Genomic DNA, 13,325 nt, shown 5'->3' with positions numbered 1-13,325 from the left:
ACCAGGGACCACCTGATTATGAGTCAGGTGCTCTAACCAACTGAGCTATAGGACCGAAATTGGAGTGCAATATTACTACTTATTTTAATTGTTACCAAGAAAAATTATTTCTTTATCTCTTGGCATAATTCAATTAAAACACCATTAGAAGATTTTGGGTGTAAAAAAGCCACTAACTTGTTATCTGCTCCCTGCTTTGGTGTTTCATTTAAAACAATAAATCCATCATTTTTTAATCGCATAATTTCTGCTTCGATATCATCAACATCAAAAGCGATGTGGTGTATTCCTTCTCCTTTTTTGTCAATAAATTTAGCAATAGGGCTATCACTTTTAATAGCTTGAAGAAGCTCTATTTTATTTTCACCTATTTTAAAAAAAGAGGTTTTTACCCCTTCGCTCTCTACTTCTTCAATTTTATAATGGGTTTTTCCAAATAGTTTAGAAAACAATTGGTTAGACTCATTTAGGCTTTTTACAGCAATTCCAATATGTTCAATTTTATTCATTGAAATAAGTTTTATATATAAGATACAAATTTTATAATCCAAATGTAATATAATCTTTAAATATCCTCTATTTTTGCATCATGGAAGAAAGCCAAAGACAAAAAAAAATAGGATCAGTATTACAAAACGATTTAGCTGATGTCCTCCAAAGTGCAGCCACAAGTGGTGGAATGCGAGGCGTTTTAATATCTGTATCTAAAGTTAAAGTTACGGTTGATTTATCTGTTGCTAAGGTTTATTTAAGTATTTTTCCTAATGAAAAAGGCAAAGAGCTTTTAGAAGGCATCAAATCTAATACGCCATTAATTAGACATGAATTAGCACAACGTACTAAAAACCAATTAAGACGTATGCCTAATTTAGAATTTTTTATTGACGACTCTTTGGAATATCTTGATAAAATCAACAAGTCTTTAAAAGGAGAAGAAAATCCAATAAAAGACCCAACTATTTTAGAGAAAAGAAAAAAATCTTAATTGATTTATTAAAATACAATTGAAATTGTGTGCTTTAAAATAATACTTAAGCTTTCTTTTTTATATTTAAAGCATGAACGTTTCTCTTTACATTGCAAAACGCTATTTACGATCAAAAAGCAGCAATAATGCTATCAATTTTATTACATATATAGCACTTATTGGTGTTATTTTAGGAGCTGCTTCGTTATTTATTGTGCTTTCTGGTTTTGCAGGTTTAAAAGATTTTACATTACAATTTTCTAGTGTGGTAGATCCTGATTTAAAAGCCATAACTGCTTCTGGAAAATCATTTTTTTTGACAGAAGATGATGTTTCAAAACTAAATTCCATTGACGATATAGCTTATTATTCTAAAATTATTGAAGAACGAGTAATTTTATCTTGTGATAACAAAAATACTTTGGCAACTTTAAAAGGGGTTGATGAGTATTATAACAATGTAGTAAACACTGATTCCATCTTAGAGTACGGTAATTGGCATGAGCAAAAATCGAATCAAATTGTTGTTGGTTGGGGTATTTCTAACAATTTATCTCTTGGGTTACTAGATTTTACAAAACCCATTAAAATATACGTGCCTAAACCAGGAAAAGGACAAATAACCTCAACAAAAAATGCTTTTAATTCCGTTAATACAATTAATGTTGGCGTATTTTATATTAATGAATCTCTTAATGATGAATATATATATGCGCCTATTGATTTAGCAATAAATCTTCTAAACTATAAACCAAACCAAATATCATCAATAGAATTTAAAATTAAAGATGGGGTTGATGAAAATCAAATAAAAATTAAAATTAAAAGTGCTTTAGGTGATAAAGTAATTTTAAAAAATAGGACCCAATTAAATGATGCCTTGTACAAAATGTTGAATACTGAAAACTTGGTAGTTTATTTAATATTTACCCTGGTTTTAATCATTGCGTTTTTTAATGTAGTTGGGTCTTTGATAATGATGATTTTAGATAAAAAGAAAAGCTTAAACACTTTATTTAATATTGGAGCTACGGTAAAAGATATTCGTAAAATATTTTTTTTACAAGGTAGTTTAATGAGTATAGTTGGCGGTATTATAGGCTTAGTTATTGCGCTGATAATTACTGTGCTTCAAAAAACTTTTGGTTTGGTAATGATAACCCCAACACTTGCTTACCCAATAACAATAAAAACTGAAAACTTTTTTATCGTATTTTTCACTATCTCTATTTTGGGTATTATTGCATCTAAAATTGCTTCAGTTAGAATTACTAAAAAACTAGTAAAGGGTTTTTAAATTAGTAATTACTCTGTAAATTGATAATTAGCAAAATGCTCTAGAACTTCATCAAAAGCAGCAAAAACATCTTCAGGTTTATCACTTGTTACCATTTTAGTTCTGTATTCTTTAAAATGAGGAATGCCTTTGAAGTAATTTGTATAATGGCGACGGGTTTCAAAAACCCCTAAAACCTCGCCTTTCCAATCAATAGCCATTTGTAAATGTCTACGAGCAGCTTCAACACGCGCTTCAATAGAAATAGGTGTCAAATGTTCACCTGTATTAAAAAAATGTTTTACTTGTTTAAAAAACCAAGGATTACCAATACTCGCGCGACCAATCATAGCACCATCTAATCCATAGTTATCTCGCATTTCAAGGGCTTTCTCTGGTGTATCAACATCACCATTACCAAAAACTGGTATGTGCATTCTTGGATTATTTTTTACTTGAGCAATCGGTTTCCAATCTGCGCTACCTTTATACATTTGAGCTCTAGTTCGACCGTGAATAGCAATCGCTTTGCAACCCACATCTTGTAATCTTTCAGCAACTTCAACTATTCTAATAGAATCATGATCCCATCCTAAACGCGTTTTTACGGTAATAGGAATATTGGTGCGTTTAACCATTTCAGCCGTTAATTGCTCCATCAAACAAATATCTTTAAGAATACCAGCTCCTGCACCTTTACTCACTACTTTTTTTACTGGACAACCAAAATTAATATCGATAATATCTGGTTTTGATGCCGAAACGATATCAATAGTTTGAAGCATACTATCTAAATTTGCTCCAAATATTTGAATACCCACAGGGCGTTCTTTTTCGTAAATATCTAACTTCATAACACTTTTTACGGCGTTACGAATAAGCCCTTCGCTGGAAACAAACTCTGTATAAACAACATCAGCACCTTGTTCTTTGCATAAGGCTCTAAATGGCGGATCGCTTACATCTTCCATAGGAGCTAGTAGCAATGGAAAATCAGGAAGTTCTATATTGTCTATTTTAACCAAGTTTCAATAATTTTGGGCAAAATTAAGGTTTTTTAGTTTATTGTATAATTATCTATCTCAACAATAACTTCATTCCTCCTATTAAAAACTTCAAAAGGAGCATTATAACCAAAAAAATAAAATTTGTTAGTATAATAAATTCCTTCTGCGTCTAAAGCTGCTTTTAGTTTGTTTTTATAATTTTCTATTTTATTTGAATTAGCCCAACCACCAAATGAAATAGCGATCATTGTTTTTGCTGGTTCTTCATTAAACTTTATATTAGATTGATTCGGCTTTGGAAGATTTTCTTTTTGGAATTTTTTAGGTACCATAAACATCATGGTCATAGAATCTTCTAGAGATATAGAGACTGGAGAGGTCATGGCTATTTTGTCTTTAGTTTCGTTACCACCAAAAATATAACCTGCTAAAATTGAAAATCCTTGGCTTGAGGCTTTTTTATAATCATGTGAGTTTAATTTAACTGAAGTAAAAAGCATTGCTTCGTAATTTCTAATTTCAAAATTTTTGTGACTCTTTATAATGGTATAGGGATATTTTTCTATGCCGTTTTGACTTCTAATGGCGAAAACCTGAATAATTACAAATACTAAAAACAAAACACCAACCACGATAAATATTATCTTCATTTTCATGAGAATTTAGTTTGATTTAATCTTTTTAATACCCAAATACTATAAAACCCCAGGAATAGTTCTCCCACTGTTCCTAAAACAAATAAAAAAGTAGGGATGCCATCTAGAAAAAGGCTTAGTAATCTGCCAAAACCCAAACCTAACATAAATATAACATTTGATATCAAAGCAGGTTTAAAATATTTAGGTTTAAAAATTCCGAGAATCCATAAGGTTGAAAAACCTAAATACATACCCATTGTAGCCTTAAAAATATTGTGTTCGTCTGTAGATTTTAAATTAATATCAAATAATTTTTCTGGATAAAACCCATAAATAAAAGCAATACAAACAACCACTAAAACCGAAACAATTAAGTGGGATTTGTTTATGATTTGTTGTTTATCCATAAAAATTTAAAACGCTATTTCGGCTTCAACCATTTTACCACTTCTATCTACAATAACTTTCGTTTTATCACCTTCTTTAAATAACGCTAATATTTTCATATAACTCATCATATCGATAACTAAGCTATCCCCTAATTTTACTACAATATCTCCTTTTTTTAAACCTGCTTTTTGTGCTGGTTTATCTTCACTAATCCCATCAATTCGCATTCCTTTACCATCAAACATATAATCAGGAATTACGCCTAAACCAACCTTAAAACGTGGGGTTTCTTCACTTTCATTTTTGGTTTTTCTAAAAGGTAATTTTCCATTATTATCCAAATCCGTAATAATCTCAAAAATGTAATTTGAAATGGTTTGCATGCCCTCAAAGTTAAGCTTATCAAAATCATCAGTAGGTTTATGATAATCTTCATGCTGACCCGTAAAAAAATGCAAAACAGGAATATCTACATTATAAAAAGACGTGTGGTCACTAGGCCCAACACCAGATTCTTTTTGTACTAATTTGAAATTTGTATTATGAGCATTCAAAGTTTGTTTTAATATAGGTGATGTGCCAACACCGTAAACAGCCAACGTACTATCTGCTTTCAATCTACCAACCATATCCATGTTTATCATATAGTTTACTTTTTTAGTATCTATAGTAGCATTTTTAACAAAGTAATTAGAGCCCAATAAGCCCATTTCTTCCCCCGAAAAAGCTATAAATAGATAGTTATTACCTTTGCTTTTGTCTTTTAATTTACTTGCAAGATTTAGTAAAACTGAAACGCCACTAGCGTTGTCATCTGCGCCATTATGTATTTCTTTGGTTTCACCTCTAAACAAACTTCCTTCTGCACCGTAGCCTAAATGATCGTAATGTGCTCCTATAACTACTGTGTTTTCTGAATTATTATTTATAAAACCAACAACATTAGTTCCTGTAATGGAACTATCCCCTTCTTTTACGGTATAATTTACTTTTTGATGTGGATTGGTTTTTGGTTTAAACGAAAACGTTTGGAAATAACCATTGGTTCCTTTACTTTCTAAACCTAAGTTTTCAAAACGATTAGCAATATAATCGGCAGCAGCTTTTTCACCATCTGTTCCTGTCTGTCTTCCTTCTAAAGCATCATCAGATAAGTAAGTAACATCCTCATTTATTGAGATACTTTTGCTAGAATTTGTTTGACAAGAAACAATAAATACTAAAAAAATGGTTGATAATAGGTTTTTCATATTGATATATCTTAATTTTACACAAATTTAGTTAATAAGTTAAAATGAAACGTATTTATATTGTTATTGTTTTGGTTGTCACTTTTGTAGCTTGCAAAAACCAAACTAAAACTGAAGAAAAAAATGAAGTTAAAGAGGTTATTGTAAAAGACTCATTAATATACCCTGAAGAAACTCATTTTAAATCGATGCGTCAAGTTACTTTTGGTGGTGATAATGCAGAAGCTTACTGGAGTTTTGATGACAAGCAACTCGTATTTCAATCGAATAATACGAAATGGAACGTAAGCTGTGACCAAATGTTTTTAATGAATGTAAATGAAACGTTTACAGATAGTATAGCGCCTCCCATGGTGAGTACCGGAAAAGGAAGAACTACATGCTCATATTTTTTACCAGATAACAAACATATTATTTATGCATCTACCCATTTGGGTGACGAAAAATGTCCAGATACGCCTTTACGTAAAAATGGAAAATATATTTGGCCTGTTTACGATACATTCGACATTTTTGTTGCCGATTTAGAAGGCAATATTGTTAAGCAATTAACAAACGAGATTGGCTATGATGCAGAACCCACAGTGTCTCCAAAAGGTGATAAAATTGTGTTTACATCAACCAGAAGTGGTGATTTAGAATTGTACACCATGAATGTAGATGGAACTGATGTAAAACAAATTACAAACGAGTTAGGTTATGATGGTGGTGCCTTTTTCTCTCCAGATGGCACAAAAATTATTTTTCGCTCATCACGCCCAAAAACAGAACAAGAAATTAAAGAATACAAAGAATTACTTGCAGAAGGCTTGGTAGAACCAACCGATATGGAACTTTATATTTGTAATGCGGACGGAAGTGATTTACGCCAATTAACCGATTTAGGGAATGCAAATTGGAGTCCGTTTTTTCATCCTTCAGGTAAGAAAATATTGTTTTCATCAAACTTTGAGGCAGAACGCGGTTTCCCTTTCAATTTATATTTAATTGATATTGATGGAAAAAACCTTGAACGCGTAACGCATAGTGAAACTTTTGATGCTTTTCCAGTATTTTCAAATGATGGTAAATACTTAGCTTTTTCATCAAACAGAAACAACGGTGGTGGTCGTGATACCAATTTATTTATTGCCGAGTGGCAAGACTAATTTAATGCAATTATAGATTGTTTGTGCTACTGTTTTAAAACTATTTTTAGCACGATATTTAAACTATATTTGCGAAATCTTTTTTAGAGAGATTCCTTTATGAAAAATATTAGAAATTTTTGCATTATTGCGCATATAGATCATGGTAAAAGTACGCTTGCAGATCGTTTATTAGATTTTACAGGTTCTGTTACAGATAGAGAAAAACAAGACCAATTACTAGATAATATGGATTTGGAGCGTGAACGCGGTATTACTATTAAATCGCACGCCATTCAGATGGAATATGAGTACCAAGGTGAAAAATACGTTTTAAACCTTATTGATACCCCAGGGCATGTTGATTTTAGTTACGAAGTATCTCGATCTATTGCGGCTTGCGAAGGCGCTTTACTTATTGTTGATGCCGCACAAAGCATACAAGCACAAACCATCTCTAATCTATATCTAGCTCTAGAAAACGATTTAGAAATTATTCCTATTCTTAATAAAGTAGATTTACCAAGTGCCAACCCAGAGGAAGTAACTGATGATATTGTTGATTTATTGGGTTGTAAACCAGAAGATGTTATCCATGCTAGTGGCAAAACCGGTTTTGGAGTTGATAATATTTTAGCAGCTATAATCGAGCGTATTCCAGCGCCAAAAGGTAATCCAAACGCGCCTTTACAAGCTCTAATTTTCGATTCTGTTTATAACACGTTTAGAGGTATTGAAACCTATTTTAGAGTATTTGATGGTGAAATAAAAAAAGGACAAAAAATTAAATTTGTTGCCACCAATAAAGAGTATTTTGCTGATGAAGTTGGTACTTTAAAACTAACACAAGTAGCAAAACAAAGCGTTAAAGCGGGCGATGTTGGTTATTTAATTACAGGAATTAAAACCGCTAAAGAAGTTAAAGTTGGTGATACCATTACAGATTTTGCAAACCCAACTACCAATATTGTTGAAGGTTTTGAAGATGTAAAGCCTATGGTATTTGCGGGTATTTATCCAGTTGATACCGAAGATTATGAAGAACTTCGTAACTCTATGGAAAAACTTCAACTTAACGATGCTTCTTTAGTATTTCAAGCAGAAAGCTCAGCGGCATTAGGATTTGGTTTTCGTTGTGGTTTCTTAGGAATGCTTCACATGGAAATTATTCAAGAACGTTTAGAGCGTGAGTTTGATATGACGGTTATTACAACAGTACCTAACGTATCATACCAAGCTTATACTAATAAAGATCCTCAAACGCCTTTTGTGGTTAATAACCCATCCGATCTTCCAGAACCATCTACATTAAATCGTGTTGAAGAGCCTTATATCAAAGCAACCATAATTACAAAAGCCGATTTTATTGGTAACGTGATGTCGCTGTGTATTGAAAAAAGAGGGATTATAACCAATCAAACTTATTTAACTCCAGAGCGTGTTGAATTAACTTTTGAAATGCCTTTAGCTGAAATTGTTTTTGATTTTTATGATCGTTTAAAAACGGTTTCTAAAGGCTATGCTTCATTTGATTACCATCCTATTGGGATGAAAACATCTAAACTTGTGCGTTTAGATATTTTATTAAATGCACAGCCTGTTGATGCTCTTTCTGCTTTAATTCACACAGATAATGCTCAAAATATTGGTAAAAAAATGTGCGAGAAATTAAAAGAATTAATTCCTCGTCAACAATTCGACATTCCTATTCAAGCCGCTGTTGGTGCAAAAATTATTTCTCGGGAAACCATAAAAGCGCTTCGTAAAGATGTGACTGCAAAATGTTATGGTGGTGATATTTCACGTAAACGTAAATTACTTGAAAAACAGAAAAAAGGTAAAAAACGTATGCGTCAAGTTGGTAATGTAGAAATCCCACAACAAGCTTTTATGGCAGTTTTAAAATTAAACGACTAAACAACAAGACTCCTTCTATTATAAAAAAACAAATAGTTAGAATAACCCTATCAAATTTTGTGAAAAATTAAGACTAATATCGATTAATTACTCCTTTTTTTTAGTGATAATTTTGATTATCATTAATAATCCGTTAAATTCTTCAAAAATATTATTTCAACAAAGTTATTAACAATATTTTTGTATGTTTATAATCGAACGTTTGTATCCTTTAATTACAGGATTTTCAAAATAAACAGCATTTGTTTTACAAATTATTTTTTACAGGTTTTTATGAAAGCACTTTTCTATACTAGAGAATTTCCACCCTATGTTTACGGCGGAGCTGGAGTTCATGTTGAATATTTAGCAGACGAATTAGCAAAGTTAATGGACATAGAGGTGAGATGTTTTGGTGATCAAGATAAAAACTCAGACCAATTAACCGTTAAAGGCTTTCCTTATGAAAACCCTATTTTTGATATAACAGATAGTAAGCTAAAAGCTGTATTGCAAACATTAAGTACGTGCATACAAATGAATGCCGATACCATTGATGCCGATGTGGTTCACTGCCATACTTGGTATGCACAATTTGCTGGTATTGTAGCAAAACTTTGTTACGGAAAACCTTTAGTTATAACAACACATTCCTTAGAACCATTAAGACCTTGGAAAAGAGAGCAACTTGGTCGTGGTTATGATGCATCTTCATGGGTTGAAAAAACAGCTATTGAAATGGCTGATGCCGTTATTGCTGTTTCAGAAGAAACAAAAATTGATGTCCTTAAGCATTTTAATGTTAATAAAAATAAGGTTAAAGTTATTTACAATGGTATAAATCTCAAACAATATAAAACGACTTCAGACACATCAACTTTAGATGAATATGGAATTTTTAAAACAAAACCTTATGTGTTATTTGTTGGAAGAATTACGAGGCAAAAAGGAATTATACATTTAGTAAATGCCATAAAATATATAGATCAAGAAACTCAAATTGTACTTTGTGCAGGCGCTCCAGACACCAAAGAAATTGGCAAAGAAATGGAAGATGCTGTTAATGCTGTTAAAAAAACAAGAAAAAATGTTATTTGGATTGATAAAATGCTCGAAAAAGAACAAATTATCCAGTTATACTCGCATGCAGATGTGTTTTGTTGCCCCTCAATTTACGAACCTTTTGGAATTATAAACATTGAAGCTATGGCTTGTAATACAGCTGTTGTTGCAAGTGCTGTTGGCGGTATTAAAGAAGTGGTTGTTGATGGAGAAACCGGCATTTTAGTGCCTTTAGAGCAGCAAAATGTAGCGCCTTTTGAACCTGTAAATCCCGATAAATTTTCAAGAGATTTAGCAAACGGAATAAACAAAGTCATCTCAAACGAAAGCCTAAAAGAAACCATGGCAAAAAATGGTAGACAACGTGTTGAGGATTATTTTGACTGGGAAGCTATTGCAAAACAAGTAGAAGCATTATACAAATCATTAATATAAGATTACCACATACTAATTAAAACGATAAGACATGATAAACGATAAGGTTTTAGCAATCATTTTAGGCGGCGGCCAAGGCTCAAGATTATATCCTTTAACGGATCAACGTTCTAAACCTGCAGTTCCCATTGCTGGAAAATACCGTTTGGTAGATATTCCTATTTCTAACTGTATCAATGCGGATATTAAACGAATGTTTGTATTAACACAGTTTAATTCTGCTTCTTTAAATAGACATATAAAAGACACTTATCATTTTAGTTTTTTTAGTAGTGCTTTTGTTGACGTTTTAGCGGCAGAACAAACACCTCATAACAAAACATGGTTTCAAGGTACAGCAGATGCAGTACGCCAAAGCATGCATCATTTTTTAAGACACGATTTTGAATATGTTTTAATTTTATCTGGAGATCAATTATATCAAATGGATTATGATTTGATGATAAATGCTCATGTTAAAAGCAATGCAGAAATATCAATTGCAACCATTCCTGTTAATGCAAAAGACGCCACTTCTTTTGGTATTTTAAAATCAAACAGTGATAGTGTAGTAACCTCTTTTATCGAAAAACCAAATGCAGACTTATTGCCTGATTGGACTTCTGAAGTAAGTGATGAGATGAAATCTCAAGGTAGAAATTATTTAGCCTCTATGGGTATTTATATCTTTAATAGAGATTTACTAATAAAATTAATGTCCGATCCTTCAACCAATGATTTTGGTAAAGAAATTATTCCTCAATCGATTGAGACTCATAAAACTTTAAGCTATCAATACGAAGGTTATTGGACAGATATTGGAAATATAGATTCGTTTTTTGAAGCTAATATTGGACTCACTGATGATATTCCACAATTTGATTTATACGATAAGAAAAAACGTATTTATACAAGAGCCCGAATGCTACCAACCACAAAGCTTGCTGGCACCATGCTTGAAAAAGCTGTTGTTGCTGAAGGCTGTATCATTAGCGCAGCAAAAATTGAGAAATCAGTTATAGGTATTCGATCCAGAATTGGTAAAGAATCAACCGTAATTAACACATATATGATGGGTTCTGATTCCTACGAAACCTTATCAGAAATTGATAAAAACCAGATAGAAATCCTCATGGGAATTGGCGAACGTTGCTTTATAAAAAATGCGATTCTAGATAAAAATTGTAGAATTGGTGACGATGTTAGAATAAATGGTGGAAAACATTTAGAAGACAAAGATACCGATATGTACACCATAAAAGACGGTATCGTGGTTGTTAAAAAGGGCGCAACCATTCCTAAAGGATACGTCATTTAACTAAAATTTTAAAACCATTCTTTTTATTTAACCAACTAAACAATGCAAAACCAAAAAAGAGTTGTAATTGATTCTGTATCACCAAGTGTAAACGGTGGTGAATTTTATATCAAACGAATTGTAAATGAAATCGTTAATGTTAATGCATATATTATGGCTGATGGCCATGATGTATTGGGAGCATCCGTTCTTTACAAGCATGAAAAAGAAAAAAATTGGCAAGAAACCAGAATGCATTTAATATCAAATGATGAATGGCAATCATCATTTGTAGTTACAAAACAAGGTTATTATAATTACAAAGTGCAAGCTTGGGTCGATTATGCGTTAAATTGGAGGTATGGTTTAATTAGAAAAATTAAAGATGGACAAAAAGTAAATTCTGAGTTATTAGAAGGTATTTCTTATTTAAAAGCCATCAATGCTAAGATAAGCGCCAGAGATAAAACGTACTTAGAGCATTTACAAAACATCTTTAAAACTGAAAATGATTACGACGAAGCTATTTCTGAAGCTAGTAGCGACAGATTATACAAACTGTTTTTTGATAACCCAATAAAAATACTCGATAATTCATCAAAAGAATTTCAAGTTTATGTAGACAGAAAAAAAGCAAGGTTTAGCACTTGGTATGAGTTTTTTCCAAGATCCACTTCAGAGCATCAAGGAGTACACGGTACATTTCATGATTGTCAACGTATTTTACCGCGAGTAAAAAGTATGGGGTTTGATGTTGTTTATTTACCCCCTATCCACCCTATTGGGGAAGTTAACCGTAAAGGTAAAAACAACACTACAGAAGCCAAAGAAGGCGATGTAGGATCAACTTGGGGAATTGGCTCGCAATATGGCGGCCATAAAGATGTACACCCACAATTAGGAACTCTTGAAGAATTTAAAGCATTAATTCAATGTGCAAAAGACCATGATATTGAAATTGCTATGGACTATGCTTTACAAGCAGCACCTGACCATCCATGGGTAAAAGAGCACCCAAAATGGTTTAAGTGGCGACCAGATGGCACGGTACAATATGCAGAAAATCCTCCTAAAAAATATCAAGATATTTTACCTATTTACTGGGAAAGCGAAGATTACAAAGCCCTTTGGGATGAGTGTTTAAGTATTTTAATGTACTGGATAAATTGTGGTATTCATGTTTTTAGAATAGACAATCCGCATACCAAACCGTTTTATTTTTGGAACTGGATTATAACAGAAGTAAAAGCAAAACACCCTGATGTGATTTTTCTAGCAGAAGCTTTTACGGCGCCAAAAGTAATGCAACAACTTGCAAAACAAGGGTATACACAATCATACACCTATTTTACATGGCGCAATAATAAGCATGAGATAATTGAGTATGTTGAAGAATTAACAAAATCGGAATTAAGGGAATATATGCAGCCTAACTTTTGGCCAAATACCCCAGATATTAACCCATTTCACCTGCAAGGTGCAAACGAATCAAAACATATACAACGCTATGTGCTTGCTGCTACTTTAAGCTCTAGTATTGGTATTTATGGGCCCGTTTTTGAGTATATGTTATCTGATGCGCTTTTAGGTAGAGAGGAATATAATAATTCTGAAAAGTTTCAAATCGCCCATTATGATTGGGATATTAAAAATAAACTCATCACCATAATTGCAAAAATTAACTATATAAGACATTATAACGAGGCGTTTCAGCAAACCAATAACATCAAATTCTGTTATGTTGAAAATCAAAATTTATTAGCTTTTTACAAATGGAACGATTCAAAAACTAATGAAGTTTTTGTTGTAATAAGTTTAGATGCGTACAACTCGCAACAAGGCAGCATACAACTTCCTTTAGCCGAATTAGGAGTAAATGCGGGACAGCAAGTAGAAATGCATGATTTAATTACAGATAATAAATACAATTGGAATAACGAATGGAATTTTGTAGAGTTACACCCTACCTTACCTTTTCATGTTTTCAAGATAAATAAATAA

Annotated in this window: 12 protein-coding genes; 7 read left to right on the top strand and 5 right to left on the bottom strand. The window is 32.2% G+C overall.

What is annotated here, in order from left to right; all coding sequences use genetic code 11:
• Positions 1 to 104: 104 nt before the first annotated feature.
• Positions 105 to 509, bottom strand: coding sequence for a methylmalonyl-CoA epimerase (gene mce / locus AC1XJX_RS12090; RefSeq protein ID WP_482004245.1), 405 nt, complete (start codon positions 507 to 509; stop codon positions 105 to 107).
• Positions 510 to 589: 80 nt separating this feature from the next.
• Between mce and rbfA the strand changes: the two genes are divergently transcribed.
• Positions 590 to 985, top strand: a complete 396-nt coding sequence (gene rbfA, locus AC1XJX_RS12085; RefSeq protein WP_482004244.1) for a 30S ribosome-binding factor RbfA — start codon at positions 590 to 592, stop codon at positions 983 to 985.
• Positions 986 to 1,058: 73 nt separating this feature from the next.
• On the top strand, positions 1,059 to 2,264 hold the full coding sequence (locus AC1XJX_RS12080; protein WP_482004243.1) for an ABC transporter permease: 1,206 nt from the start codon (positions 1,059 to 1,061) through the stop codon (positions 2,262 to 2,264).
• A gap of 8 nt (positions 2,265 to 2,272) precedes the next feature.
• Here AC1XJX_RS12080 and dusB read toward each other — a convergent pair whose 3' ends face one another.
• Genes dusB through AC1XJX_RS12060 form a run of 4 tightly spaced genes read right to left on the bottom strand, consistent with a single transcriptional unit; the run spans position 2,273 to position 5,528 of the window.
• Positions 2,273 to 3,268: a tRNA dihydrouridine synthase DusB gene (gene dusB / locus AC1XJX_RS12075; protein WP_482004242.1), complete on the bottom strand. Its 996-nt coding sequence runs from the start codon at positions 3,266 to 3,268 to the stop codon at positions 2,273 to 2,275.
• A gap of 32 nt (positions 3,269 to 3,300) precedes the next feature.
• Positions 3,301 to 3,900 carry an SOUL family heme-binding protein gene (locus tag AC1XJX_RS12070; protein WP_482004241.1) on the bottom strand — a complete coding sequence of 200 codons (600 nt, stop codon included), beginning with the start codon at positions 3,898 to 3,900 and terminating at the stop codon, positions 3,301 to 3,303.
• A 2-nt stretch (positions 3,901 to 3,902) separates the two neighbouring features.
• Positions 3,903 to 4,295, bottom strand: a complete 393-nt coding sequence (locus tag AC1XJX_RS12065; RefSeq protein WP_482004240.1) for a DUF4345 domain-containing protein — start codon at positions 4,293 to 4,295, stop codon at positions 3,903 to 3,905.
• 6 nt (positions 4,296 to 4,301) lie between these two features.
• The gene (locus AC1XJX_RS12060; protein ID WP_482004239.1) at positions 4,302 to 5,528 is read right to left on the bottom strand and encodes a M28 family peptidase; all 1,227 of its coding nucleotides are present in this window, start codon (positions 5,526 to 5,528) and stop codon (positions 4,302 to 4,304) included.
• A gap of 44 nt (positions 5,529 to 5,572) precedes the next feature.
• On the opposite strand from AC1XJX_RS12060, the gene AC1XJX_RS12055 reads away from it, so the two are divergent.
• From AC1XJX_RS12055 to AC1XJX_RS12035, 5 genes are all read left to right on the top strand, one after another.
• Positions 5,573 to 6,676, top strand: a complete 1,104-nt coding sequence (locus tag AC1XJX_RS12055; RefSeq protein ID WP_482004238.1) for a TolB family protein — start codon at positions 5,573 to 5,575, stop codon at positions 6,674 to 6,676.
• Positions 6,677 to 6,775: 99 nt separating this feature from the next.
• A complete protein-coding gene (gene lepA, locus AC1XJX_RS12050) occupies positions 6,776 to 8,572 on the top strand; it encodes a translation elongation factor 4 (protein WP_482004237.1) in 1,797 nt (598 codons plus the stop codon).
• Between the two features lie 273 nt (positions 8,573 to 8,845).
• Positions 8,846 to 10,048 (top strand): glycogen synthase, encoded by a 1,203-nt coding sequence (gene glgA / locus AC1XJX_RS12045; RefSeq protein ID WP_482004236.1) that lies wholly within the window; start codon positions 8,846 to 8,848, stop codon positions 10,046 to 10,048.
• Between the two features lie 31 nt (positions 10,049 to 10,079).
• On the top strand, positions 10,080 to 11,345 hold the full coding sequence (locus AC1XJX_RS12040) for a glucose-1-phosphate adenylyltransferase (RefSeq protein ID WP_482004235.1): 1,266 nt from the start codon (positions 10,080 to 10,082) through the stop codon (positions 11,343 to 11,345).
• Between the two features lie 42 nt (positions 11,346 to 11,387).
• Positions 11,388 to 13,325: an alpha-1,4-glucan--maltose-1-phosphate maltosyltransferase gene (locus AC1XJX_RS12035; RefSeq protein ID WP_482004234.1), complete on the top strand. Its 1,938-nt coding sequence runs from the start codon at positions 11,388 to 11,390 to the stop codon at positions 13,323 to 13,325.

The organism is Flaviramulus sp. (genome assembly GCF_982512915.1).
Note: the sequence above shows the minus strand (reverse complement) of the source record. Positions and strands in the feature narration are given on the sequence as shown.

Coding starts and splice junctions, on each gene's coding strand:
- mce (WP_482004245.1), bottom strand. CDS start 509: ATGAATAAAATTGAACATATTGGAATTGCTGTAAAAAGCCTAAATGAG.
- rbfA (WP_482004244.1), top strand. CDS start 590: ATGGAAGAAAGCCAAAGACAAAAAAAAATAGGATCAGTATTACAAAAC.
- AC1XJX_RS12080 (WP_482004243.1), top strand. CDS start 1,059: ATGAACGTTTCTCTTTACATTGCAAAACGCTATTTACGATCAAAAAGC.
- AC1XJX_RS12070 (WP_482004241.1), bottom strand. CDS start 3,900: ATGAAGATAATATTTATCGTGGTTGGTGTTTTGTTTTTAGTATTTGTA.
- AC1XJX_RS12065 (WP_482004240.1), bottom strand. CDS start 4,295: ATGGATAAACAACAAATCATAAACAAATCCCACTTAATTGTTTCGGTT.
- AC1XJX_RS12060 (WP_482004239.1), bottom strand. CDS start 5,528: ATGAAAAACCTATTATCAACCATTTTTTTAGTATTTATTGTTTCTTGT.
- AC1XJX_RS12055 (WP_482004238.1), top strand. CDS start 5,573: ATGAAACGTATTTATATTGTTATTGTTTTGGTTGTCACTTTTGTAGCT.
- lepA (WP_482004237.1), top strand. CDS start 6,776: ATGAAAAATATTAGAAATTTTTGCATTATTGCGCATATAGATCATGGT.
- glgA (WP_482004236.1), top strand. CDS start 8,846: ATGAAAGCACTTTTCTATACTAGAGAATTTCCACCCTATGTTTACGGC.
- AC1XJX_RS12040 (WP_482004235.1), top strand. CDS start 10,080: ATGATAAACGATAAGGTTTTAGCAATCATTTTAGGCGGCGGCCAAGGC.
- AC1XJX_RS12035 (WP_482004234.1), top strand. CDS start 11,388: ATGCAAAACCAAAAAAGAGTTGTAATTGATTCTGTATCACCAAGTGTA.